This window comes from Mangrovimonas sp. YM274 (genome assembly GCF_030908385.1).
In the GTDB taxonomy this organism is placed as follows: Bacteria; Bacteroidota; Bacteroidia; order Flavobacteriales; family Flavobacteriaceae; genus Mangrovimonas_A.
Genome location: NZ_CP133091.1, coordinates 985,387 through 1,010,878 on the forward strand (window position 1 = coordinate 985,387; position 25,492 = coordinate 1,010,878).

A 25,492-nucleotide genomic window follows, 5' to 3' on the forward strand; every position below is an offset into this window, starting at 1 on the left:
ATTTGCCACTTCCCATAAAATATAACAAATGAAATTATCAAATTTTAACTTTAAACTTCCAGACGAATTATTGGCAGATCGTCCTTCGGACATTAGAGACGAAGCGCGATTGATGGTTTTGAACAGAAAAGAGCAAACCATCGAGCACAAATTGTTTAAGGATGTTATTGATTACTTCGATGAAGGAGATGTGATGATCCTTAACAATACCAAAGTGTTCCCTGCAAGATTGTATGGAAATAAAGAAAAAACAGGAGCAAGAATTGAAGTATTCCTTTTAAGGGAATTGAATGAAGAGCAACGTCTTTGGGATGTTTTGGTAGATCCTGCAAGAAAAATAAGAATTGGTAACAAGCTGTATTTTGGTGATGACGAAACGTTGGTAGCAGAGGTTATTGACAACACCACTTCAAGAGGGAGAACTTTGCGTTTCCTTTATGATGGATCATATGCCGAATTTAGAAGTAAGCTTACTGAATTAGGAGAGACACCACTTCCTAAATACATAAAGAGAGACGTGGAGCCTGAAGATGAAGAGCGTTACCAAACCATTTTTGCAAAAAATGAAGGTGCTGTAGCAGCTCCAACGGCAGGACTACACTTCTCTAAGCACCTGTTGAAGCGTTTGGAAATTAAAGGTATAGAATTGCCAGAAATTACACTTCATGTCGGTTTGGGAACTTTTAACCCTGTTGAGGTGGAGGATTTATCTAAGCACAAAATGGATAGTGAAGAGGTAATAATTGATAAAGCGGCGGTTGATATCATTAACAAGGGAATTCATGATAAAAGACGCGTGTGTGCCGTAGGGACTACTTCCATGAGAGCTATTGAAAGTTCAGTGTCTTCCAATGGAACGTTAAACGAGTTTGCAGGGTGGACCAATAAGTTCATTTTCCCTCCTTACGATTTTAGTATTGCCAACTGTATGATTACTAACTTCCACACGCCAAAATCTACGTTGTTAATGATGGTGTCTGCGTTTGCTGGTCATGATTTCATCAAAAAGGCTTACGAAGAAGCAGTAAAAGAAGAATACAAGTTTTATACTTATGGAGATGCTATGTTGATTTTGTAATCAAAAAGCACATCTAAATATTATTATCTTAACAAGGCCTTGTAGATTTACAAGGCCTTGTTTTTTATGAAATCCTAAGAATTCTATAATTCTAAATCGAAAAATCGTAAATCGATATTCCTTTCACTATTTTTGCAGCATCTATGGAAGTAAAAAAGAAAGACATACGAGCACTCACCAAAGAACAATTGCGAGATTTTTTTGTGGAGCAAGGTGATAAGGCATTTAGGGGAAACCAAGTGTATGAATGGCTATGGAATAAAGGTGCTCATACATTTGAGGATATGACCAATATTTCCAAGGATACCCGATCTATGCTTCATGAAAATTTTGTGATCAATCATGTGAAGGTGGACCAAATGCAGCGTAGTTCGGATGGCACCATTAAAAATGCGGTAAGATTGCATGACAGTTTGGTAGTAGAGTCGGTATTGATTCCAACAGCAACCAGAACCACGGCTTGCGTGTCTTCGCAGGTAGGGTGTAGTTTGGATTGTAGGTTTTGTGCTACGGCTAGATTAAAGCGTATGCGTAACTTAAATCCAGATGAAATTTTCGATCAGGTGGTGGCTATCGACAATGAAAGCAAACTTTATTTTGACAGACCTTTGAGTAATATTGTGTTTATGGGGATGGGAGAACCACTCATGAATTACAATAACGTGCTTAAGGCAATTGATAAAATCACGTCTCCAGAAGGATTGGGAATGTCCCCAAAACGGATTACCGTTTCTACATCGGGAGTGCCTAAAATGATCAAAAAAATGGCTGATGATGGAGTGAAATTTAAATTGGCCGTATCGCTGCACTCCGCCATTGATGAAGTACGTACTTCTATAATGCCTTTTAACGCTACTTTTCCTTTGAGGGATCTTCGTGAAGCACTTGAATATTGGTATGCTAAAACCAAAAACAGAATTACTTATGAATATGTGGTGTGGCAAGGGATAAATGATTCCAAAAAGGATGCAGAGGCTTTGGTGCAGTTCTGCAAGTTTGCGCCAAGTAAGGTAAATTTAATTGAGTATAACCCTATTGATGATGGAGAGTTCCAACAGGCCAATCCTAAAGCAATTGATATGTATGTGTCCCTATTGGAGGCTAATCATATTACGGTTACAGTTAGACGTTCAAGAGGTAAAGATATTGACGCGGCCTGTGGACAATTGGCAAATAAAAGTTAAACTAAGCTTCCCTTCAGCTTGAAAGGAAAAGCTTAGCGTTAAACTTAATATTTTAAAATTCTAACGGTTTGAGTTTTACTATTCATCTGAATTTTTGCCAAATAAAGCCCTTCGGACAGGGAAGAAATTTCAACCGTTTCGCTTACTTGATCTAGAGGTTGATTTAATACTTTCTGACCAAAGAGATTATAGAACTCTATATTTTCAAAGGCTTCCGATGAAGATTCCAGTATTACAGATTGCGTATGCTTATTGTAGGAATAAGAAAAGCTAGTTTGTGCTATATCCTCTACTCCTAAAATTGCCGATTCCAATGTTATTTCAAGCACTATTAAAATATCACTGTCAGCTGAACCTGTAGTGGCATGAAGCCCGAGATAGAAATCACCATCTGTGTCCGGTGTATAGGTAAGGGTGCTCGTGTAGGCTTGTGTAATTAGATCATTGCCCGAGGAGTCTCCTAATTCACCGCTTTGAGTGACACCGGTGATATTTCCCAAGGTAGATATTGGGTTGTTAGGGGACACATCACTTAAGGCAACGGCTTCTAGTGTTTCATTTGCTGTGCCGTTAAAATCTACTGCATTATAAACTATCGTAAAAGTATATTCTGTATTGGCAACTCCTGTAATGGCAGGTGAAATTAACCAGTCATCTTTTACATAATTTACATCCGGAGGAAAAATATTCAAAAAAGGATCGTCGGTTCCGTCACCGTCAAGATCGTTAGCACTATTGTAAGTCCATCCAAGGGCGTCGGCGTTATCATCCAATTTGTAAAAGCAATTAGAGAATTCTGTGTCTGTGGTTAAGTCGAGTGTATAGGGTAGGGAATTTCCAAAGTTGCAGCTATACGAGTTTTGTGTTAACTCAAAGTCAAAACCAAGGGCACTCCAACGGTCGTCCCAAGCAATGTAATAGGTTTCACCTGAAATTACCGGGAAGGTTACTTCAGATAGATAGTTGCTACTACTAATGTCATCATTTGCAGCATAACAGGTTAATGATTCGCAACCCCCAATATAGATGTGAACTCGTGTGTCGTCACTATTTGTATCACCATCATTTTGGGGTAAATCAGTTGTAATTGTTACGGTGCCGTATGTGGTAGCTGTATAAGTATACCATTCGCCAGAAGTAGCACCTGTGCCATTGACAGCACATATAATTGCAGGAACTTCAGATCCATCCACAGCAGCAACGCTATTTAGGCCTGTAACAGCTGTTCCTGCAGAAGCACAAGTGTTTTGTGAATTTCCCAAGTGATAAATCAAAAGGGAAATACATAAAAGTGTAATTTTTTTCATAATGATTGAGTTTAAGTTGTTGATTTATAGCTGTGTAAAGCTTTATAAAACTATCTATTTTTTTTGATAAATCCTATTTGGTTTGTATTTAATATGTTGAATTTCAAATTTTTATGATGTAGTCTTGGTTTGAGAACTCATTGTGTTGTCTAGATATTTTGCTATGAGATAAATATGACTTAACTTTTTTTAGTAGGTTTGTCATTACCTAAATGACTAAATTTTTCTGTTGAAAATAGTAGAGCAAATAAAGCAGCCCATCGCTTACGAAATGGACCTTTTTGAACAAAAGTTTCAATTGTCCATGTCTTCAAAAGTAGCCTTGCTCAATAGAATTACTACTTATATTGTTAACAGAAAAGGGAAGCAAATGCGTCCCATGTTCGTGTTTTTGGTAGCAAAAATGGTCAACAATGGAGAGATTAGTGAGCGCACGTATCGCGGAGCTTCGGTTATTGAGTTGATTCATACCGCAACTTTGGTGCATGATGATGTGGTGGATGATAGTAACAGGCGTCGAGGCTTTTTCTCCGTCAATGCCCTTTGGAAAAACAAGATTGCTGTGTTGATTGGGGATTTTCTGCTATCTAAAGGTTTGTTGCTTTCCATTGATAATAATGATTTCGATTTGTTGAAAATCATTTCCGTAGCTGTTAGGGAGATGAGTGAAGGAGAGTTGTTGCAAATCGAAAAGGCCCGCCGACTGGACATCACCGAAGCTGTGTATTATGAAATCATTCGTCAGAAAACGGCAACCTTAATAGCAGCGTGCTGTAGTTTGGGAGCTGCTTCGGTAAAGCCAAATTCTCCAGAAGTGGAAACTATGCGTAAATTTGGAGAGCTGATTGGGATGGCGTTCCAAATTAAGGACGATTTGTTTGATTATGGAGAAGATGCCATCGGGAAACCTACTGGTATCGATATCAAAGAGCAAAAAATGACCCTTCCGTTGATTCATGTACTTAATAAATGTGATAAGAAGGACAAAAAGTGGTTGATCAATTCCATAAAAAATCACAATAAGGACAAAAAGCGGGTTAAGGAAGTCATTACTTTTGTTAAAGATAATGGCGGTCTGGATTATGCCATCGCGAAAATGAAAGAGTTTCAAAAAGAAGCACTTACTTTGTTGGAAACTTATCCTGAATCTGAATTCAAAAGTTCACTGAAGCTTATGGTGAACTATGTAATTGACAGAAAAAAATAATTTTTTTCAACCTACAGGCAACCATTGGTTCAATAATTGCGTCTTTGTATATAAAGACCAACATCTTGTAGATTTTGAAAGTCATTCAACTGCATAAAAATACCAAAGAGCTTATCTCCAAAGCTGCGAAGGACAATCGCGAGGCGCAACATGTGCTTTATGAAATTCATGCGCCAAAGATGTTGAGTGTATGCCGGTATTACATCAAGGATGTGCAGGATGCGGAAGAAGTGATGTTGAATGGGTTTTTTAAAGCTTTTACCAACATTAAATCCTTTAAAAATGAAGGAAGTTTTGAAGGGTGGCTTCGGAGGATCATGGTGAGGGAAGCCATTTCTTTTCTTAGAAAACGAAAATCCTTGGAATTTCCTACAGAGGAACAAAGCATTCCTCAGGAACATGTGTACAATACAACTTCAGGACTTGAAGTAAATGACATTCAGCAGCTCATTGATGAACTTCCAGAAGGATATAGAATGGTCTTTGTAATGTATGCTATTGAAGGGTACAAGCACAACGAAATAGCTAAGGAATTAGAGATTTCTGAGGGCACATCAAAATCGCAGTTGTTTAAGGCGAGACAGATGCTTCAGGAAAAATTGAACAGATTAAATAACACAAGTTATGGCGCCAATTAAGTTTGAAAATGACATAAAGGAGACCTTGGAGAAACGTGCCATCCAGCCGTCGCAAGCGTCTTGGGACAAGTTGTCCAGCCGTTTGGATGCAGAATCAGTTAAACATAAACACAGAAATAAAAGATTTTGGTGGATGGGCATTGCTGCCAGTTTCGTTGGGATCCTTTTGGTAGGCAGCCTATTCTTTAAAAGGGATGCGATAAATATGGATGCACCAACAATTGTTGATGTTGAAGAAGAAATTACGCCGAAGGAAAAAGTAGAAACAAAGGTTGCAGTAACAGTACCAAAAGTTAAGGAAAGTGTATCTGTTAATAATGAAGAAGAAGTTAATAGAGATTTGATTAAATCTGAAATATCAAAATCGGAAACTGTAGCAAAGGTTACTAAAAGTGAGCTTCCTTCCGAAAAGAATAAATTGGAAAATTCCTTACCTTTAAACGAATCGGCTATAGAACAACATGTGGCAGTGGAAGACCATAAAGAATTTTCTGAAAATTTAGAACCACTGGATGTAAAGGTTCAGGATGTCGTGACTCAAATTACCGAACTGGCAGCCCAAAATACAGAGGTAACCGATCGAGAAATCGACTCCTTGTTACAACTTGCGGAATTGGAAATTCAACAAAAAAAAATATATAATGAATCCACAAGAACGGTGGATGCCAATGCGCTCTTGGAGAGTGTGGAAATGGATTTAGAACACTCCTTTAGAGATAAAGTTTTTAAAGCCTTAAAAGAAAGTTACGTTACCGTGAAAACTGCAGTCACCCAACGTAATCAGTAAATAGTCCCGTGAGGAAATTCAAATTGAAATATACTCGGGCCAAGTATATGGAGATTACATAAATTAAACATCAATTAAAAAACAAACAGTTATGAATACCATTACAAAACATGTAGTGCTACTAATCCTATGTCTAAGTTTAAGCAACGTTTATGCACAGGATACCATTCCAAAAGCTGATAATAGCGTTAAAATAGAAGCTCTAAAAAAAGAAAAAACAGAAATTGAAAACCAGGAAAAGGAACTTTTGAAAGCCGAAGTCGAACGAATTAATCAGCGTCTTGATAACGGCGAAATTACACAGGAAGAAGCTAATCAACTCAAGAAGGAAGCAGCGCAAAAGCATGCTTTAAATATTGAAAATCGATTAGCAATCATTGACAATAAAATTGCGCTTTTAGAGCGAAATGAGGAATTGTGGTCTTCAGAAGATAAGGCAACTACTTTTGTGATGGAAATCGGAAAAGGAGCAGATGCAGACGAATATGACAGAGGTGTGATTTATATTGGAGAAAGGGCAGATTATAAATTAAAGCCTACTGTTTATGATAAACGTACCACTAGTGATTTAGTATTTGCCATTGGGTTTAACAACGCTATCATTGAAGGCGAATCGTTCGGAGATTCTCCATATAAGTTTGGAGGTTCTGGTTTTGTTGAATTGGGTTATGCCTGGAAAACTAGAGTCTTTGAAAACTCTAATGCCGTTAGGCTTAAATACGGGTTTTCATTCCAGTGGAATAAATTAGACATTAAAGACAATATGTACTTTACTGAAACTAATGATGTAGTGGAGTTAACTGAGTTTCCTGAAGATGTTAGAAAATCAAAATTCAGAGTGACCAATTTGGTGTTTCCTGTTCATTTTGAATTTGGGCCATCCAAAAAAATTGAAAGAGATACCTATTTTAGATACTCTACTTATAAAAAGTTCAAAATTGGAATTGGAGGCTATGCAGGTTTTAATTTGGAGTCTAAACAAAAAGTAAAATACAGAGTTGATGGGGACCGAGAAAAAGATAAATATAAAGGGTATAACGTTAATGAGTTGGTCTATGGGCTGAGTGGTTACCTGTCTTTTGGTAGTATTGGGTTGTATGCTAAGTATGATTTATCACCAATTTTTAAAGATCAACCAGTAGATCAAAACAACATTTCCTTGGGTATTAGGTTTGATATGGATTAAAAGAAATCGACATAATTGAAAGCTTCGGTCATGCTTTGATCTGAGCTTTTTTTGTTTGTAATAATGTCCTAAATTTACCTTTTCAAAAACGCATTCATTTGATTTCAAAATCCACTATAGAACATGTCTTTGAAACTGCTCGGGTAGAGGAGGTTATTGGAGATTTTGTGCAATTAAAAAAATCTGGTACCAATTTTAAAGGGTTAAGTCCGTTCAGTGATGAACGCTCCCCCAGTTTTATGGTCTCTCCCGTAAAGCAAATTTGGAAGGATTTTTCCAGTGGAAAAGGAGGTAATGCCGTAACCTTTTTAATGGAACACGAGCATTTTACCTATCCTGAAGCCATAAAATATTTGGCGAAAAAATACAATATTGAAATTGAAGAAACCGAGCAAACAAATGAACAAAAGCAGGAAGCCAACGAGCGCGAAAGTTTGTATTTGGTTAATGAGTTTGCTAAGGATTATTTTCAGAAAATTCTTTTTAAAAGCGATAAAGGTCAAGCCATTGGTTTAAGCTATTTTAAGGAGCGTGGGTTTACCAATGAAACCATCAAGACCTTTCAGTTGGGATATTCCCCAGATGAGTGGCAGGCCTTTACTGATGAGGCTTTGAAAAAAGGCTATCAGCTCGATTATTTGGAGAAAACGGGGTTGACCATTGTAAAGGAAGACAAGCGTTTCGATCGTTTTAAAGGTCGTGTGATGTTCCCAATACAAAGTATGAGTGGCCGTGTTTTGGGTTTTGGAGGAAGGATTTTGGTGACCGATAAAAAAGCAGCCAAATACTTAAATTCCCCTGAGAGTGAGGTCTACCATAAAAGTAAGGTGCTTTATGGTATTTACCACGCCAAGCAAAGCATTGCAAAGGAAGATAATTGCTATTTGGTTGAGGGATATACTGATGTTATTCAATTTCACCAAAGAGGTATTAAAAATGTGGTGGCATCCTCTGGGACGGCATTAACGGCAGAGCAAATTAGACTCATTAATCGGCTATCAAAAAATATTACTGTACTTTTTGATGGGGATGCGGCAGGTATGAGAGCTTCCCTTCGAGGAATTGACTTAATCTTAGAGCAAGGGATGAACGTTAGGGTGTGTACGTTTCCTGAAGGAGAGGATCCGGATAGCTTTGCAAGACAAAATACATTAGAGGAACTTAAAGAATATCTAGATACCAATGCAAAGGATTTTATCCAGTTTAAGGCTTCTGTGTTGGTTGAGGATGCCAATAATGACCCCATTAAAAAGGCAGAAACTATTAGGGATATTGTCAATAGTATCGCGAAGATTCCCGATAACATAAAGCGGGAGGTGTATATCCAGGAGTGCTCTCGTATTATGGATATTAGCGAAGAAGTGCTTTTTACTACCTTGGCGCAAATGGGTAAAAAGGAGCTTCAGGAGGCTAGCAAAGGTGGACGGCCGGAACACAAGGCCTTTGAAGTGGTGAAGAAGGAAGAGCCCAAACAGAAAATTGATTTGCAGTACGAATTGGAGCGAAAAATCATTGAAATTTTACTCCTATATGGAAGTGAAACTGAAGATTTTGATGATTTGGTTCTTAAAGAAGACGAAAAAACGGGCGATTTAAAATTGGAGCCAGTTATCAATACGACTAAAGTATTCGATAAAATTTTCCTTGATTTACAAGAGGACGAAATGCAGTTTGCCAATCCAACTTTTCATAATATTTACAATTCTATTATGGAGGAACTTCATAATGATAAACCATTTTCTACCAGAGAATTTGTAAATAGATTGGATCAGGAAATGGCAAGTGAAGTAACCAGTATCCTGATGGAAGATGAGCGTTACAGTTTGCATGATTGGGAACGTAATTTGATTGTTCCCAAACAAAAGAACGAATCTATAGCGCAGTTGGTAAACCAAACCATTTTAAGTTTGCGTTGCTTTTTGATTGATAAAAAAGTGGCGGAATACAAAAACGACACCTTGCGTGAAGATGTCGATAGAATGGCTATAATAGAGGATGTCAAGGACTACCTCGGTTTGAAAATGTTGTTATCTAGAAAACTTGGAAAAGTGGTTGGTTAACCGTTGGTTAATTCCAAGTGCTTTGCCTGATGGATTAAATCTACAAGATTGGTAACATGTAATTTTTTGAATAACCTTGCTTTATAGGTACTCACGGTTTTTTCGTTAATATCCAACTCTTGTGCAATTTCTTTATTCTTTTTACCGGAAGACAATAGTTTTAAAACTTCAACCTCTCGGGTAGAAAGGCGCTTGTACATCTTACTAGGAGACTTTTTAGTGTCGTTATAGTTAAGATGTTTGGACATATTACTGCTAAGGTAAATGCCGCCATTGTACACCTTTAAAATGGCCTCTTTGATTGTGTCGGTGTCTTCGGTTTTAGAAAGGTAGCCAGAAGCTCCCGCCTTTAAAACGCTGATGGCGTAGATTTCCTCGGGATGATGGCTAAAAAAGAGAACCTTTAAATTTTGATGTTCTTTCTTTATGGCTCTCAAAGCAGTGATTCCATTCAATTCTGGTAAATCAATTTCAGATACTACAACATCTACAGCATTTCGCCGGATGAATTCAAAAATTTCAATACCACTACCTACACTGCCTATAACCTGAATTTCTGGGTTAGATTCAAATAGCAGCTCTAACCCTGTTCTAACAATCGGATGGTTGTCAACGACTAATACTTTAATCATAATAGGAAAAAATTAGTAATTAAGTTAAAAATGCTATTAACCAGAGTTGAAACTCAAGACCAGATTAAGAGGTATATGGGGTAGTTCTTTTTGTAAATGTAATGAAAAAAATAACAGGTTTAATGATTTCTGGTTAAAAATTAATAAGAATTATCTTAAACTATCCGGAATTGTGCAAACAGGTATAGGGTTCATCTTGTGTTGGTTAGCTTTATTGAAGCGCATAAATATTTCAAAAACTTCCTTTTCGCGTCCTTCAAAATCATTGGCAGTTTTTCCTTCTTCTTTCATCGCCATGGCCCATTCCAATTCAGGGTAAGAAGCACCGATTTGGTCTTCGTCTGTGCGATCATCTCCCCATAAGCCATCTGTTGGAGCAGCGTCAATAATTTCTTGATTAACACCTAAATATTTGGCTATTTCGTAGACTTCGGTTTTCAATAAATCGGCAATAGGGCTTAAATCAACACCTCCATCTCCATATTTGGTATAAAAGCCAACACCAAAGTCTTCCACTTTGTTGCCGGTTCCAGCTACGAGCAGTTTGTCAAGAGCGGCAAAATAATACAGCGACGTCATTCTTAACCTAGCTCTAGTATTGGCCAATGACATAAAACGATCGGCCTCATTGTCTACAGGAGGCAAGGCCGCTACCAGACTGTCAAAAACAGGAGTTAAATTTACTTGCGTCATGCTTACTTTATCAAATTTGGATTGCATCCATTTTATATGGTTCAAGGCACGGCTTACCTGTGAAGGGGCTTGGTGGATTGGCATTTCCAGGCAAAGTAGGTCTAGGCCTGTCATGGCACATAGGGTAGAGGTTACGGCGGAGTCAATTCCTCCAGAAACCCCTATAACAAAGCCATTTACTTTTGCGTTGGTTGCGTAATCTTTTAGCCAATTTACAATGTGGTCAACAATTTTTTCTGTTTGCATTTTAGTTACGATTTAAATCTAAGAATAGTACCTTTGCAAACAAAAATAAACTAAACGGGTTAGGAATAAAAATAAACACAGTTTAAGTTTTATGAAGAAAATAATTTTACTTTTCACTGTTCTAATCACGGTGTTATCATGCGATGAAACTTCAAAAACAGAGCAGGAAATAGCAAAAATTGATATTCCATTTTCAATAGAGCGTTTTGATGAAGCTTTTGCAAAAGCCAGTCCGGTGGATTTACCCAAATTAAAAGCGCAATATCCGTTTTTGTTTTCAAAGAGAATTAGCGATTCTGTGTGGATTAACCGTATGCAGGATTCTTTGCAGCGGCAGTTATTTGAAGAAGTGAATGAGGAGTTTCACGATTTTGACGATGTGGAATTGGATATCGAAAAACTGTTCCAGCACTTAAAATATTACGATAAAACGTTTAGTGCGCCTAGGGTAATAACCTTAACCAATGATGTTGATTATCGTAACAAAACCATAGTAACCGATACCATAGCATTGATAGCGCTTGATACTTATTTGGGAGCAGATCATGAGTTTTATGCTGGAATCCAAAAGTACATTGCCCAAAACATGACTAAATCTCAAATTGTACCAGATTTGGCCAATAGTTATGCCGAGAAATATAGCTTTCAACTGCAACGAAAAACCTTGCTGGATGAAATGGTGTATTATGGTAAGCTATTGTATTTTAAGGACCTTATGATTCCCTTTAAGACAGATGCAGAAAAAATGGGCTATTTGCCAGAACAGTTAACTTGGGCTCAAAATAACGAGAGCTATATCTGGAGGTATTTTATCGACAAGGAAATGCTATATAGTACAGATGCAGCCTTGAGTGGGAGATTTATTGCACCGGCACCTTTTTCAAAATTTTATCTGGAATTGGATAGGGAATCCCCTGGGCGATTGGGGCAATTTATTGGCTGGCAAATTGTACGTTCTTACATGGAGCATAATGAGACAGATTTTAGGGATATGCTTCAAATGGAAGCCATCGAAATTTTTAATAATTCAAAATATAAACCACGTAAATAATGGCAGATAATATAAAATCAACAATCACACTTAATGTAGAATTGGACGAAAACCGTATTCCGGAAACTTTGAGTTGGACGGCTAAGGATGGCGGTATTGAAAATGAAGAGGCCAAGGCCATGTTGTTGTCGGTTTGGGATAGTAAAGCACAGGAAACCTTGCGTATCGATTTATGGACCAAAGACATGCCTGTTGATGAAATGAAAAAGTTTTTCCATCAAACCTTGGTGGCCATGAGTGATACGTTTAATCGTGCTACCCAAGATGAAAAAATGACGGCAACTATGAAGGATTTCTGTGATTATTTTGCGGAGAAATTGGAGTTGAAAAAGAAATAACCAATTGATTTTTAGTTTAATAATTAGGTAACCTTTAGATAACTTATCTAGATAGGGTTATTCCTATTTTTACAGGGCTATTAATCAATTATTTAAAAACATTAGTTAGGCTTTCACGGGAGAAAGCAACTAATGTTTTTTTTGTTTAAATTAGCCTTATGCGAAATATCCTTTTAGGCATTTTAATCACTTTGGCAGTACTTTTGGGCTTCAAATATTGTACAGAGCAAAAGAAAGACGAAGCAGTGCTTTTGGAAAGTTCTGCATTAATTCAGGAGCAGATTCGCAATGTTGGAAAATTGGTGGTTACCGAAGGTCATTTTAGTGAGGTATTTAACTATAAAAATTCCAAGGAGCTTTTCGGTTCCTACTTTACTTCAGATAAAAAGGCTTTGGTGGTGGTGAATGCAGATGTGACCATTTCCTACGATTTGAGCAAAATTGAATATGAAGTGGATAATGTGAACAAAATCCTGAGAATAAAAAGCATCCCTAAAGAAGAAATTAAGATAAGCCCAGATTTGGAATACTACGATGTGCAATCGGATTTCTTCAACCCATTCGAAGCCAAAGACTATAACATCATCAATCAAAAAGTAAAGGCCTCTTTGGCAAAAAAGTTGGAAGCTTCCCAAATGAAGGTTAATGCTAAGGATAGATTACTTAGCGAACTGTCCAAATTTTATATCCTGACCAATTCATTGGGATGGACGTTAGAGTATAATGAAACACCTATCTATGTGTTGGAAGAGTTGCAGAATTTACAACTATAAATGACTTTTTAAACTTTTCCATCCACCACCGTTTATAGCATCAATATTATTTAAATTGAGGTATTTGGCAGCTTTGGCAGATCTTACGCCACTAGCACAACAAACAACAATAGGTTTGTCCAGTTCCTTAAGGTCGTCAACATGGTTGCGCAAATCATCAAGAGGTATGTGTTTAGAGCCTTCAATAGCACCAGATTTGTATTCATCTTTGGTCCTTACATCTATAATAATTGCTCCTCTTTTGATATATTTTTTTATTTTGTACGAGTTGGACCCGAAAAGAAATGATAATAGTCCCATGGCTTTTTTCTTTAAATTTACGAAATTAACAACCATTCAACGAGTGGTAAAAACTTGAAATATTGAATACTACTGCCAGTACCCGAAAAGATGAAATTATTAAAACTGCCGCTAGACTTTTTAAAGAAAAGGGCTATAGTGCCGTAAGTATGCGTGATTTGGCTGCCACGATGGGAATCAAGGCGGCAAGCTTGTATAATCATATTAGTTCCAAGCAGGAAATTCTTAAGGATATCATTATTTCGTTGGCAGAAACATTTACGGCAGGAATGCAGGAGATTAAATCGGCCGATATTTCCAATATTGAGAAACTTCGCAAAATAGTAACGTTGCATGTGGATATCACTTCCAAGAATACCTCCGGCATGGCTTCTTTAAATAATGATTGGATGCATCTAGAGGAAAAGCTGGAGTATTATTTAACCTTGCGCACAGATTACGAAGAGGAGTTTCGAGATATTCTAATAAAGGGTATCGAAGCAGGCGAAATCGAGGATTCTAATGTCGATGTCATGCTGTTTTCCATGCTATCTACCTTGCGCTCTCTGTATTTGTGGATTCCAAAGAAAGAAGATTTGAACCCTGAAGAGCTTTCCGAAAATTTAAGTAATGTCCTAATCCATGGCATTGTGCAACCTTGAATTTATTGCAGTTGAACGCAATTTTTTAGCAACTAAATTTCGATATCAATAAATAAGAAGCGTTAAGCTTTCGAAATTAACATTTGTATCTCGAAATATTTTGTAAATTTGCTATCAAACTAACAAGTGTTAGTTAAAATGCATGTAACAAAATATGGCAGAGTTTTATCGAATAAAAGTTTCAGATATATACAGGGAAACCAAGGATACAGTAGTGGTGTCCTTTGATATTCCTGAAGATTTAAAAGACGTTTTCAAGTTTAAGCAAGGGCAACATTTAACCTTGCGCAAAGAAATAAATGGGCAGGATGTGCGAAGAAATTATTCGCTTTGCTCCAGTCCGTTGGACAATGAGTGGAAGGTGGCCATTAAAACCATTAGAGGAGGGCTGTTTTCCAATTATGCTTTTAATGAATTACAGGCTGGAGATGAGTTAGAAGTGATGCCGCCGCATGGGGAATTCTTTGTGGAGTGCGAAGCAGAAAGTGCTAACAACTACATTGCCTTTGCTGCCGGTAGTGGGATTACCCCAATGCTATCCATTATCAAGACCCATTTGCACAAAGAGCCACAGAGTACATTCAAGTTGTTTTACTTGAATCGCACCGTGAAATCCATTATCTTTAAGGAAGAAATAGAGCAGCTCAAAAATGAGTTTTTTGGACGTTTTCAAGTGTTTTACTTTTTAACCAAAGAACAGCGTGATATCCCATTCCTTAACGGACGTTTTGACCACGAAAAACTAGAGATTTTAACCAACAGATTTATTGATATACCAGATACGGCACATGCCTTTATTTGTGGGCCTCAAGACATGATCTTTTTGATTCGAGACGAGCTTCAGGCGGCAGGATTGCCTAAAGAGAACATTCATTATGAATTGTTTTTCTCTGGAAGTTCCGAAGAAGAAAACAAGCATATCGCCGAAGTTTTGGAAGAGAAAGTAGATGGTACCGAAGTGACCATTATAGATGGTGGAAAGGAATTCCATTTCATTATGGAAGATGATTTCGACAACATTTTGGATGGGGCTCTAGCCGCAGGAGCCGATTTGCCTTTCGCTTGTAAAGGTGGGGTTTGCTCTACTTGTAAATGTCAGGTGAAGGAAGGTTCGGTTAAAATGAAAATCAACTATGCTTTGGAAGACAAAGAGGTAGCGCAAAACTATGTGTTAAGCTGTCAAGCGGTACCAACGACAGATAAAGTAGTGGTTGACTTTGATGTGTAAGAATTCAGAAGAAGAGAATTCTTTAAAGTATTGAAACAATTAATTTAAACATACCTGTTTGGGCAGGCATAAATTATGAGTGAAGAACAAATTAAAAATTTAGAAGAACAATTCGAGGCACGTATTGCACGTGACGAGAAAATAGAGCCTAAAGATTGGATGCCGGAAAAATACCGCCAAACCCATATTAGGCAAATATCGCAACATGCCCATTCAGAAATTGTGGGAATGTTGCCAGAAGGAAATTGGATTACAAGAGCACCTTCGTTAAGAAGAAAAGTGGCGTTATTGGCCAAGGTTCAGGATGAGGCTGGTCATGGTTTGTATTTGTATTCAGCCTGTGAAACTTTAGGGATTTCTCGTGACGAATTGTATGAGCAGTTGCATTCCGGTAAGGCTAAATATTCCTCGATATTCAATTATCCAACTGTTACTTGGGCCGATATGGGAGCCATTGGTTGGTTGGTAGATGGCGCCGCCATTATCAATCAAGTGCCCTTGTGCAATACCTCATTTGGACCTTATGCTAGAGCTATGGTGAGAGTGTGTAAGGAAGAAAGTTTCCACCAACGTCAAGGCTATGAAATCATGCTGAAACTTTGTCAAGGAGCTCCGGAACAAAAAGAAATGGCTCAGGATGCTTTAAACCGTTGGTGGTGGCCTAGTTTGATGATGTTTGGTCCTACCGATGCAGAATCAACCCACACCGAACAATCCATGAAATGGAAGTTGAAGCGCAAAACGAATGACGAATTGCGTCAGCAGTTTATTGACCAAACGGTACCTCAGGCAGAAATTCTAGGTTTAACCATTCCAGATCCAGATTTAAAGTGGAATGAAGAACGCGGAAGCTATGATTTTGGTGAAATTAATTGGGATGAGTTTTGGCAAGTGGTAAAAGGGCACGGACCAATGAACAAGGAACGTATGAAAGCTCGTGTGGGAGCATGGGAACGCGGCGAGTGGGTGCGTGATGCAGCTATGGCACATGCCGAAAAGCAACAAGAAAGAAAAGAAAAACAAGCAGTTTAAAAATAATATTATGTCAACAAAAAACTGGCCTCTTTGGGAAGTCTTTGTAAGAAGTAAAAACGGATTGGAACACAGACATTTTGGTAGCTTACATGCGGCCGATGCCGAGATGGCATTGGAAAATGCACGTGATGTCTACACGAGAAGAAATGAAGGTGTGAGCATTTGGGTGGTAGAATCAAAGTATATCACTGCTTCAAACCCAGAACATAGTGGTGAAATGTTTGAGCCGGCCCAGGATAAGGTGTATCGTCATCCTACCTTTTATGACTTGCCGGACGAAGTAAAACATATGTAGTGGTTTCCTGAAAACGGGAAATTCGTAAGTAAAACAAATGTCACTTCGAGTAATTTGTACGATAGTAACAAATTGTATCGAGAAGTAATTAAACAGATTCCCACTTTTGTGGGAAAGAGATATGAAAGACAATTTATATAGATACATACTAGGCATTGCCGATAACTCTTTGATTTTGGGTCAAAGGTTGGGAGAACTGTGCGGACACGGGCCAAATTTGGAAACCGATATTGCCTGTACCAATATGTCCTTGGATTTGTTGGGGCAAGTACGCAGTTATTATCAATATGCCGCAAAAATAAAAGGAGAAGGCGCTTCCGAAGATAGTATCGCATTCCTTCGAAAGGAACGGGAATATTACAATGTACTCTTGGTGGAGCAGCCTAATACAGATTTTGGATACACCATGGCACGTCAATTTTTGTTTGATGTGTATCATTTGTTGTTCCTAACCGAATTACAAAAAAGTAGCGATCTAACCTTGTCGGCCATTGCTACAAAATCCATCAAGGAAGTAAGCTATCACCAACGGTTTTCATCCGATTGGATCAAACGTTTGGGGGATGGAACCGAAGAAAGCAATACACGCATTCAAACCGCCATCAACGATCTTTGGACTTATACCGATGAGTTGTTTCATCTAACGGATACAGATAAAGCGATGGTTGAAGAAGGTATTGGAGTGGATGTGACGACACTTAAGGAAGCTTATTACAAAACGGTTTCTGAAGTGTTGGAAGAAGCAAGGATAGAAATTCCAGAATCCAAGTATTTTCAAAAAGGAGGAAAACAAGGAATTCACACAGAGCACATGGGTTATTTGTTGGCCGATATGCAATACATGCAACGCGCCTACCCAAATATGGAGTGGTAAAATTCCTGCGAAAGCAGGAATCTAAAATTAACTGTAGTTTCGAGAGAAATCGAGAGGTTTAAAATGTTAGAACAACAACAACATATAGATAAAATTCTTATCCCAATTCTGGAACAGGTGTCAGATCCTGAAATTCCAGTATTGTCCATTATGGATATGGGAGTTGTACGTTCTGCCATTATTGAAAATAACCTTGTCAAGGTTAAAATCACCCCTACCTATAGTGGTTGCCCTGCCATGGATGTCATTGGAGGCGATATCAAAGCTGCATTAAAAAAGGCTGGTTATGAATCGGAAATAGAATTGATTCTAGCCCCAGCTTGGACAACCGATTGGATCACTCCTAGAGGAAGAAAGGCGCTGGAAGCGTATGGCATTGCAGCTCCTTTGGAAGCTGAAGCCGATAAAGATGTGCTTCTTCATGGCAAGCGTATTGTGAAGTGTCCTCAATGTGGTTCAACCAATACCCGGTTGGTAAGCCAATTTGGTTCTACGGCCTGTAAGGCCCAGTTTCAATGTGATGATTGCCATGAACCTTTCGATTATTTTAAATGCTTGAAATAATAAAACATAATGGAAAATAAACAATCACCAATGTTGGGTCTTCGTACGGTGGTATACATGGTGGAAGACCTTGAAAAAGCCAAGGCATGGTATGCCAAGGCCTTCAATGCGCAGCCATATTACGATACCCCTTATTATGTGGGATTTAATATTGGCGGCTACGAATTGGGCCTGCATCCCAAAGAAAAGGTACAAGGCACCGATAATGGTACTGTGCAAACCTACTGGGGTGTTGAGGATATTCAAAAGGTGTATGGTTCCTTAATTGAAATGGGTGCTAGCAAGCATGAAGAACCTAATAATGTTGGAGGCGACATAGCCGTAGCGAGTGTGTATGATCCTTGGAAAAATATCATTGGAATTATTTATAATCCAGAATTTAAACTACCAAAATAGATATGAGTTCAATTGAATTGAAAATTGAAAATAATATAGCCTATATCACACTTAACCGTCCAGAAGTATTCAATAGTTTCAATCGCGAAATGGCCTTGAAACTTCAAGAGACTCTGGATAATTGTGAAACAAATGAAGAGGTAAGAGCCATTGTGTTGACTGGAAACGGAAAGGCATTTTGTGCGGGACAGGATTTAAAGGAAGTTACTTCACCAGAATTGAACCCTGGCTTCAAGAAAATATTGGAAGAACACTACAATCCAATCATCACCCGAATTCGACATATAGAAAAACCGATTATAGGTGCTGTAAATGGCGTAGCTGCTGGAGCAGGTGCCAATATAGCTTTAGCTTGTGATGTTGTGGTAGCCCATGAGCAGGTAAGCTTTATTCAGGCTTTTAGTTTGATTGGTTTGATTCCAGACAGTGCCGGGACTTTCTTTTTACCAAGATTGATTGGCTTCCAAAAGGCGTCTGCCTTGGCTATGTTGGGAGATAAAGTGCCTGCAGAAGAAGCCGAGCGTTTAGGGATGATTTATAAAGTATTGCCATTAGAAAGTTTTGAGGAAGAAGTATCCAAACTGGCCTTAAAAATGGCAAACATGCCAACCAAAGCTTTGGGATTGATCAAGAAAAGTTTGAATCAATCCTTGACCAACAACTTGGAAGAGCAGTTGGCTTTGGAATCAAAATATCAAATTGAAGCTGCGGGAACCGAGGATTATGCTGAAGGGGTTTCTGCATTTGTAGAGAAAAGAAAACCAACTTTTAAAGGAAAGTAAATGAACGTAGGAATCATAGGAAGCGGCACCATGGGGAGTGGCATAGCACAAGTGGCGGCCACTGCAGGATGTACCGTTAAATTATATGATACCAATGAAGCAGCTTTGGAAAAAGCAAGATTGTCATTGGAAAAAATATTGACCAGATTAGTGGAAAAGGGGCGCATTGATACTCATGAAAAATTGAGGATTCAAAGCAATATACAATATGTGGATACCTTAAAGGAATTGGCAGATTCCAACCTTACCATTGAAGCGATTGTTGAGAATTTGGACATCAAGAAAAAGGTTTTTTCAGAATTGGAAAGCTATGTGGCAGATGACTGTATCATCGCCTCAAACACTTCTTCTTTATCCATAGCTTCCATTGCGGCCTCGCTTCAAAAGCCAGAGCGTTGCATTGGAATTCACTTTTTTAACCCAGCGCCGCTGATGAAGTTGGTAGAGGTGATTCCTGCCGTGCAAACTTCCAAGGACGTTTTGGATTTGGCGGTAAAAACCATTTCCGATTGGAATAAAACCGTGGCGGTTGCTAAAGATACCCCAGGATTTATTGTGAATCGTGTAGCCCGTCCATTTTATGGGGAAGCCTTGCGAATTTATGAAGAAGGGATTGCCGATTTTGCAACCATTGATTGGAGCTTAAAAACCACTGGAGGTTTCCGTATGGGGCCTTTTGAGTTGATGGATTTCATAGGGAATGACGTTAATTATACCGTAACAGAAACAGTATTTACATCTTTCTATTTCGATCCTAGATACAAACCGTCTTTTACGCAAAAGCGTTTGAGTGAAGCAGGGTATTTAGGTAGAAAAACCGGGAAGGGTTATTACGATTATTCCGAAGGAGTTGAAATGCCTGCTCCAACAGAGGATAAAGCATTGGCCCAGCAGATTTTTGACCGTGTCTTGGTGATGCTGATCAACGAAGCGGCGGATGCTTTGTTTTTAAACATAGCCTCTGCAGAAGATATTGACAATGCCATGACCAAAGGGGTAAATTATCCTAAAGGTCTGTTGGCATGGGCCCATGAAAAAGGAATCGCTTGGTGTGTGGCCAAGTTGGATGAGCTTTATAACGAGTATCATGAAGATCGTTACAGGTGCAGTCCATTATTGCGTAAAATGAACAAAGAAAACAAAAGCTTTTTTTAATGCAGGGCGAACAAATACCGCACAAAATGTTGCACCAAGATCCGTTTAGTACTTGGTTGGGCATAGAAATTTTGGAATGCGAAATTGGTCGCTGCAAAGTAGGGATGACCGTTAGAAAGGAAATGCTCAACAGCATGGGCAAAGCACATGGAGGCATTAGTTATTCGCTTGCAGATACAGCCTTTGGCTTTGCAGCAAATACCCATGGTAGATTTTCGGTTTCCATTGAAACCAGTATCAATCATATCGAAGCCTTAAACGAGGGTGATTATTTGGTAGCGGAGTCCGTGATAGAAAAAGTAAATAACAAATTAGGCTTCAATATTGTTGAAGTAAAGCGAGGCGATGAATTGGTAGCACTGTTCAAAGGTGTGGTGTATCGCACTCAAAAAGAATGGGAATGAATTCCTGCAAAGGCAGGAATCTCTTAATTCAAAAGAAATATCGAAACCTAAACAGAACAGTATTGTTTAGGAATGAGAAAAAATATAATAGTAAATAGAATTCACACTTTAGTGAGAATTAAACTGAAAAGATACCCACTTTTGTGGCCATAAATATGAAAGAAGCATATATCATAGATGGAGTTCGTACTCCAATAGGAAGTTACAAAGGCACTTTGTCGGCTGTGAGAACGGACGATTTAGGGGCTTTGATAATTGAAGAAATAGTCAAACGAAATCCAAACATTCCAAAAGAGGCTTACGATGATGTGATTTTGGGCTGTGCTAATCAAGCCGGGGAAGACAACCGCAACGTCGCGAGAATGTCTTTGTTGTTGGCTGGCTTGCCATATACGGTGCCGGGAGAAACGGTGAACCGTTTGTGCAGTTCAGGATTGTCGGCGATTATTCATGCCAATAGAGCGATAAAAGCTGGAGATGGCGACATTTTTATTGCAGGCGGTGTTGAAAATATGACACGTGGACCTTTGGTAGTTTCAAAGCCGTCATCAGGTTTTGGAACGGATTCCAAAATGTACGATTCCAGTTTTGGATGGCGTTTTGTAAATCCAAAAATGCACGAGATGTATGGAACAGATGGTATGGGAAATACGGCAGAAAACTTGGTAGAACTGCACGGCATTTCCCGTGAAGATCAAGATAAGTTTGCCAACTGGAGCCAAATGAAGGCGACCAAAGCCCAAGAAAATGGGAGATTGGCAAAAGAAATAATGACGGTTGAAATTCCACAACGCAAAAAGGACCCGATTCTGTTTTTAAAAGATGAATTTGTAAAACCAACAACCACTATGGAAGTGTTGGGAAAATTGCGTCCGGCCTTTAAAAAGGATGGAAGCGTCACAGCTGGGAACTCCTCTGGATTGAATGATGGAGCAGCTGCAACAATCATTGCATCTTCAGAAGCGGTTGAAAAATACAACCTTAAACCATTGGCTAGAATTGTAAGTTCGGCAGTGGTCGGCGTTGAGCCCCGCATTATGGGCATTGGTCCCGTAGAGGCTTCCAATAAAGCTTTAGAAAAAGCAGGTTTAACCATGGACGATATGGATATTATTGAACTTAATGAAGCTTTTGCAGCCCAAGCCTTGGCATGTACACGTGCTTGGGGATTGGCTGACGACGACCCTAGATTGAACCCAAATGGAGGCTCTATTGCTATAGGACATCCACTGGGAGTGACAGGCGCACGTATCGCTTATTCGGCAGCATTGGAATTACAGGAACAAAATAAGCGTTACGCTTTGGTGACCATGTGCATTGGTGTCGGGCAAGGTTACGCAGCAATTATTGAAAGAGTGTAATATGAAAAAAATACAACATTACGTTCAAGGTCAATGGACCGAAGGTAAAGAAGAAGGAATTCCGGTTTTAGATGCTATTACAGGGGAAGCTTTTACCAGTGTTGCCATTGAAGGTTTGGACATTCCAGAAATATTAAACTACGGAAGAACCAAGGGGGGGGAGATTCTTAGGAAAATGACGTTTCAAGAGCGTGGGAACATGCTTAAAAAGTTGGCCTTATATCTTACCAAACGCAAAGAGCAATTTTACGAATTAAGTTACCGTACAGGAGCTACTAGAATAGATAGTTGGATAGACATTGAAGGAGGTTTTGGGAATCTTTTTGCTAATGCGTCTTTAAGAAAATTATTTCCTAATCAACCTTATCACGTTGAAGGGGACCCAATCGATTTATCTCGTGGAGGCCGTTTTATGGCACACCATATTATGGTTCCTAAAAAAGGGGTAGCGGTACATATCAACGCCTTTAATTTCCCAGTTTGGGGAATGTTGGAAAAGTGTGCGGTAAATTGGATGGCAGGGGTTCCTGCCGTCGTGTTGCCAGCCCCATCATCATCTTATTTGGCAGAGGCTGTAGCTAGAGAAATCATAGCCTCTGGTATTTTGCCTGAGGGAGCCTTACAAATTATTAACGGAACCGTAAAATCCATATTGGATACGGTAGAGTCTCAAGATGTGGTGACCTTTACAGGGTCTGCGGCAACGGGACGTTTGTTAAAAGCCCATCCTAGATTGATACAGGAGGCTGTGCCATTTACTATGGAGGCAGATTCTTTGAATGCTTCTATCCTTGGGGAAGATGCTGTGCCAGGGACTCCAGAATTTGATCTGTTCATAAAGGAAGTTCGAAATGAAATGACAGTGAAAGCAGGACAAAAGTGTACGGCTATCCGTCGTATCATTGTGCCTGAAGGTATTGTGGAGGATGTGCAGATTGCCTTAGGAAAAGCGCTGGATAAAGTTACCATAGGAGACCCAAGGTTGAAAGACGTGAGAATGGGATCTTTGGTGAGCAAACAACAGGTGGAAGCCGTGAAGAATTCCATTTCGGATATTGCCAAGGAAGCAGAAATGGTATACGGGAATTTAGATACATTGGACACCATTGGCGCCGATGCCCAGAAAGGAGCGTTTATTAGCCCAGTATTGTTCCGTACGGATAATCCGTTGCAAAACACGGTGGTTCACGAACGCGAGGCTTTTGGTCCGGTAAGTACCATAATGCCATATAAAACTATGGACGAAGCGGTTACTTTGGCCCAAATGGGGAAAGGATCTCTTGTGTCTTCCATAGCGACAAATGATGATAAGATTGCGAAGGAATATGTGATAAATGCAGCTTCGCATCATGGCCGAATATTAGTGTTGAATCGTGAAAGTGCCAAACAAAGTACGGGACACGGTTCTCCATTACCATATTTGGTTCACGGTGGTCCAGGACGTGCCGGAGGTGGCGAAGAAATGGGAGGTATGCGAGGTATCAAACATTATTTGCAGCGTACCGCAATTCAGGGCTCACCAACTACTTTGACAGAAATAACAGGGATATATCAGCAAAAAGCGGCCTATAAGGAAGCAGAGCAGCATCCGTTTAAATACCATTGGGAAGACATCCAACCAGGAATGTCACTTAAAACCCATAAACGAACCTTTACAGATACCGACATTATCAATTTTGCGAATTTGACTTGGGACCATTTTTATGCCCATACAGACATCACCTCGCTCGATGGAAGCATTTTTGAAAAACGCACGGCCCATGGATATTTTATCATTTCCGCAGCAGCGGGATTGTTTGTGTATCCAAACAAAGGCCCTGTGGCAGCAAACTACGGTTTGGAAGAATGTCGCTTCCTACGCCCCTTGTACCATAACGATACGGTATATGTTCGCTTGACTTGTAAGCAAAAAGTAGATCGCGATGTGGCAGGAGCCGAGCATCCTAGTGGGATTGTAAAATGGTTTGTTGAGGTATTTGATGCCAATAATGATGAAATGGTGGCTTTTGCAACCATTTTGACCATGGTTCAGAAGAAACAAGAAACTTTGGTGGAAATGACCGAAGCTAAAATTGCAGAATGTATCAATAAGCTTACCGAAGAGGATAAAGCAAAGTGGGGGAATTTAACACCTCAGTTAATGTTGGAGCATTTGGAATATACCTACAGAATTGCTTCTGGGGAAATTCAGGATTTTGATATAGCGACACCTGAAAAGATTTTGGAAAAAGTGCACGCCACGCTATATAATTATGATAAAATGCCAAGTGGTTATGATTTTCCATTGGCAGAAAGATCTCGAATTACCGATTTAAAATATGCCAGTTTAGAAGAGGCTAAAGATAAATTGAAAGAAGCTCGTGAAGCCTATTTGGCCTATTTTAAAGAACATCCAGAAGCTAAAACCAAAAATGTTGTTTTTGGAGAGTTGAATAGATACGAGTGGTATTTATTGGAGAGAAAACATTTAAATCATCATTTCGAGCAATTCGGATTGATATAATTATAAAAGAAATTGAAGATGGAAAATAGTCCATACGTAAAGTTAAGCATCGAGAATCATGTAGGGTATGTGGAGTTTTTTCACCCAGAACATAATTCGTTGCCAGGAAATGTATTGGCCGATTTAGCCCAAACTATTACCGATGCAGGAAATAATGATGATGTTAAGGTCATCGTTCTTAAAAGTGGAGGCGATAGAACCTTTTGTGCTGGAGCAAGCTTTAAGGAGTTGATCAATATCAATGACGATGCCACAGGAAAGGTATTCTTTTCTGGCTTTGCCAATGTAATCAATGCCATGCGCAAATGTCCAAAGTTTGTCATTGGGCGTATTCAAGGGAAAACCGTTGGTGGTGGTGTTGGTCTGGCAGCAGCAACTGATTATTGTATGGCGACCAAATTCGCCGAAATCAAACTAAGCGAACTTAATATCGGGATTGGTCCGTTTGTGGTTGGTCCTGCCATAGAGCGTAAAATGGGCGTGAGTGCCATGTCGCAAATTGCTATGGATGCTAATAGTTTTTATTCTCCAGAATGGGCTACAGACAAAGGTTTGTTTACTCAGGTTTTTGATACGACTCAAGACATGGATGAAGCGATAAAAGCTATGGCTGAAAATTTGTGTACTTACAATCCAGAGGCCATGAAAGAAATGAAAACTATGTTCTGGCAAGGAACCGAGCATTGGGATGAATTGCTTTCGGAACGTGCTGCGATTAGTGGACGTTTGGTGTTGGGCGAGTTTACAAAGGAAATTTTGAAACGTTTTAAGTAA

At 39.1% G+C, this 25,492-nt stretch carries 27 protein-coding genes; 23 read left to right on the top strand and 4 right to left on the bottom strand.

Going from position 1 to position 25,492, the window contains the following annotated elements; translation table 11 throughout:
* Positions 1 to 28: 28 nt before the first annotated feature.
* Together queA and rlmN are read left to right on the top strand one after the other, a co-directional pair.
* The gene (gene queA / locus RBH95_RS04275; RefSeq protein ID WP_307901485.1) at positions 29 to 1,078 is read left to right on the top strand and encodes a tRNA preQ1(34) S-adenosylmethionine ribosyltransferase-isomerase QueA; all 1,050 of its coding nucleotides are present in this window, start codon (positions 29 to 31) and stop codon (positions 1,076 to 1,078) included.
* A gap of 143 nt (positions 1,079 to 1,221) precedes the next feature.
* Positions 1,222 to 2,262, top strand: coding sequence for a 23S rRNA (adenine(2503)-C(2))-methyltransferase RlmN (rlmN, locus tag RBH95_RS04280; protein ID WP_307901486.1), 1,041 nt, complete (start codon positions 1,222 to 1,224; stop codon positions 2,260 to 2,262).
* A 44-nt stretch (positions 2,263 to 2,306) separates the two neighbouring features.
* On the opposite strand, the gene RBH95_RS04285 is transcribed toward rlmN, so the two are convergent.
* Positions 2,307 to 3,569: a T9SS type A sorting domain-containing protein gene (locus RBH95_RS04285; RefSeq protein ID WP_307901487.1), complete on the bottom strand. Its 1,263-nt coding sequence runs from the start codon at positions 3,567 to 3,569 to the stop codon at positions 2,307 to 2,309.
* 229 nt (positions 3,570 to 3,798) lie between these two features.
* Between RBH95_RS04285 and RBH95_RS04290 the strand changes: the two genes are divergently transcribed.
* The 5 genes from RBH95_RS04290 (at position 3,799) to dnaG (ending at position 9,447) form a co-directional block, all read left to right on the top strand.
* A complete protein-coding gene (locus tag RBH95_RS04290) occupies positions 3,799 to 4,776 on the top strand; it encodes a polyprenyl synthetase family protein (RefSeq protein WP_307901488.1) in 978 nt (325 codons plus the stop codon).
* Between the two features lie 74 nt (positions 4,777 to 4,850).
* Positions 4,851 to 5,414, top strand: coding sequence for an RNA polymerase sigma factor (locus RBH95_RS04295; protein ID WP_307901489.1), 564 nt, complete (start codon positions 4,851 to 4,853; stop codon positions 5,412 to 5,414).
* On the top strand, positions 5,401 to 6,201 hold the full coding sequence (locus RBH95_RS04300; protein WP_307901490.1) for a hypothetical protein: 801 nt from the start codon (positions 5,401 to 5,403) through the stop codon (positions 6,199 to 6,201). The genes RBH95_RS04295 and RBH95_RS04300 overlap by 14 nt, the downstream gene beginning before the upstream one ends.
* Before the next feature lie 91 nt (positions 6,202 to 6,292).
* Positions 6,293 to 7,387, top strand: a complete 1,095-nt coding sequence (locus RBH95_RS04305; protein ID WP_307901491.1) for a hypothetical protein — start codon at positions 6,293 to 6,295, stop codon at positions 7,385 to 7,387.
* 98 nt (positions 7,388 to 7,485) lie between these two features.
* Positions 7,486 to 9,447, top strand: a complete 1,962-nt coding sequence (dnaG, locus tag RBH95_RS04310; RefSeq protein ID WP_307901492.1) for a DNA primase — start codon at positions 7,486 to 7,488, stop codon at positions 9,445 to 9,447.
* On the opposite strand, the gene RBH95_RS04315 is transcribed toward dnaG, so the two are convergent.
* Positions 9,444 to 10,079 (bottom strand): response regulator transcription factor, encoded by a 636-nt coding sequence (locus tag RBH95_RS04315; RefSeq protein ID WP_307901493.1) that lies wholly within the window; start codon positions 10,077 to 10,079, stop codon positions 9,444 to 9,446. The genes dnaG and RBH95_RS04315 overlap by 4 nt on opposite strands.
* Before the next feature lie 150 nt (positions 10,080 to 10,229).
* Entirely contained in the window at positions 10,230 to 11,018 is a 789-nt protein-coding gene (gene nadE / locus RBH95_RS04320; protein ID WP_307901494.1) for an NAD(+) synthase, read from the bottom strand.
* A 91-nt stretch (positions 11,019 to 11,109) separates the two neighbouring features.
* Between nadE and gldB the strand changes: the two genes are divergently transcribed.
* The 3 genes from gldB to RBH95_RS04335 all read left to right on the top strand — a co-directional run bounded on the left by gldB (position 11,110) and on the right by RBH95_RS04335 (position 13,180).
* Entirely contained in the window at positions 11,110 to 12,069 is a 960-nt protein-coding gene (gene gldB / locus RBH95_RS04325) for a gliding motility lipoprotein GldB (RefSeq protein WP_307901495.1), read from the top strand.
* Positions 12,069 to 12,407, top strand: a complete 339-nt coding sequence (gldC, locus tag RBH95_RS04330; RefSeq protein ID WP_307901496.1) for a gliding motility protein GldC — start codon at positions 12,069 to 12,071, stop codon at positions 12,405 to 12,407. Before gldB ends, gldC begins: the two co-directional genes overlap by 1 nt.
* A 158-nt stretch (positions 12,408 to 12,565) precedes the next feature.
* Complete coding sequence (locus RBH95_RS04335; RefSeq protein WP_307901497.1) at positions 12,566 to 13,180, top strand: DUF4230 domain-containing protein; 615 nt, start codon at positions 12,566 to 12,568, stop codon at positions 13,178 to 13,180.
* Here the strand turns inward: RBH95_RS04335 and RBH95_RS04340 are convergent.
* Entirely contained in the window at positions 13,175 to 13,480 is a 306-nt protein-coding gene (locus tag RBH95_RS04340) for a rhodanese-like domain-containing protein (protein ID WP_307901498.1), read from the bottom strand. The two genes, RBH95_RS04335 and RBH95_RS04340, sit on opposite strands and share 6 nt — an antisense overlap.
* 62 nt (positions 13,481 to 13,542) lie before the next feature.
* Between RBH95_RS04340 and RBH95_RS04345 the strand changes: the two genes are divergently transcribed.
* From RBH95_RS04345 to RBH95_RS04405, 13 genes are all read left to right on the top strand, one after another.
* A complete protein-coding gene (locus RBH95_RS04345) occupies positions 13,543 to 14,121 on the top strand; it encodes a TetR/AcrR family transcriptional regulator (protein ID WP_307901499.1) in 579 nt (192 codons plus the stop codon).
* Between the two features lie 154 nt (positions 14,122 to 14,275).
* Entirely contained in the window at positions 14,276 to 15,349 is a 1,074-nt protein-coding gene (gene paaE / locus RBH95_RS04350) for a 1,2-phenylacetyl-CoA epoxidase subunit PaaE (RefSeq protein ID WP_307901500.1), read from the top strand.
* 75 nt (positions 15,350 to 15,424) lie between these two features.
* A complete protein-coding gene (gene paaA / locus RBH95_RS04355) occupies positions 15,425 to 16,381 on the top strand; it encodes a 1,2-phenylacetyl-CoA epoxidase subunit PaaA (protein ID WP_053978438.1) in 957 nt (318 codons plus the stop codon).
* A gap of 10 nt (positions 16,382 to 16,391) precedes the next feature.
* Complete coding sequence (paaB, locus tag RBH95_RS04360) at positions 16,392 to 16,679, top strand: 1,2-phenylacetyl-CoA epoxidase subunit PaaB (protein WP_307901501.1); 288 nt, start codon at positions 16,392 to 16,394, stop codon at positions 16,677 to 16,679.
* A gap of 121 nt (positions 16,680 to 16,800) precedes the next feature.
* Complete coding sequence (gene paaC, locus RBH95_RS04365) at positions 16,801 to 17,553, top strand: 1,2-phenylacetyl-CoA epoxidase subunit PaaC (RefSeq protein WP_307901502.1); 753 nt, start codon at positions 16,801 to 16,803, stop codon at positions 17,551 to 17,553.
* A gap of 63 nt (positions 17,554 to 17,616) precedes the next feature.
* Entirely contained in the window at positions 17,617 to 18,117 is a 501-nt protein-coding gene (paaD, locus tag RBH95_RS04370) for a 1,2-phenylacetyl-CoA epoxidase subunit PaaD (protein ID WP_307901503.1), read from the top strand.
* A 9-nt stretch (positions 18,118 to 18,126) separates the two neighbouring features.
* The gene (locus RBH95_RS04375) at positions 18,127 to 18,513 is read left to right on the top strand and encodes a VOC family protein (RefSeq protein ID WP_307901504.1); all 387 of its coding nucleotides are present in this window, start codon (positions 18,127 to 18,129) and stop codon (positions 18,511 to 18,513) included.
* Between the two features lie 2 nt (positions 18,514 to 18,515).
* Positions 18,516 to 19,295, top strand: coding sequence for an enoyl-CoA hydratase-related protein (locus RBH95_RS04380; RefSeq protein WP_307901505.1), 780 nt, complete (start codon positions 18,516 to 18,518; stop codon positions 19,293 to 19,295).
* Positions 19,296 to 20,450: a 3-hydroxyacyl-CoA dehydrogenase NAD-binding domain-containing protein gene (locus RBH95_RS04385; protein ID WP_307901506.1), complete on the top strand. Its 1,155-nt coding sequence runs from the start codon at positions 19,296 to 19,298 to the stop codon at positions 20,448 to 20,450. It begins immediately after the preceding gene.
* Positions 20,450 to 20,854: a PaaI family thioesterase gene (locus RBH95_RS04390; protein ID WP_053978431.1), complete on the top strand. Its 405-nt coding sequence runs from the start codon at positions 20,450 to 20,452 to the stop codon at positions 20,852 to 20,854. Before RBH95_RS04385 ends, RBH95_RS04390 begins: the two co-directional genes overlap by 1 nt.
* 155 nt (positions 20,855 to 21,009) lie before the next feature.
* Positions 21,010 to 22,215, top strand: coding sequence for a 3-oxoadipyl-CoA thiolase (pcaF, locus tag RBH95_RS04395; protein ID WP_307901507.1), 1,206 nt, complete (start codon positions 21,010 to 21,012; stop codon positions 22,213 to 22,215).
* Position 22,216: 1 nt separating this feature from the next.
* The gene (gene paaZ, locus RBH95_RS04400) at positions 22,217 to 24,718 is read left to right on the top strand and encodes a phenylacetic acid degradation bifunctional protein PaaZ (RefSeq protein ID WP_307901508.1); all 2,502 of its coding nucleotides are present in this window, start codon (positions 22,217 to 22,219) and stop codon (positions 24,716 to 24,718) included.
* Between the two features lie 18 nt (positions 24,719 to 24,736).
* A complete protein-coding gene (locus RBH95_RS04405) occupies positions 24,737 to 25,492 on the top strand; it encodes an enoyl-CoA hydratase/isomerase family protein (RefSeq protein WP_076663287.1) in 756 nt (251 codons plus the stop codon).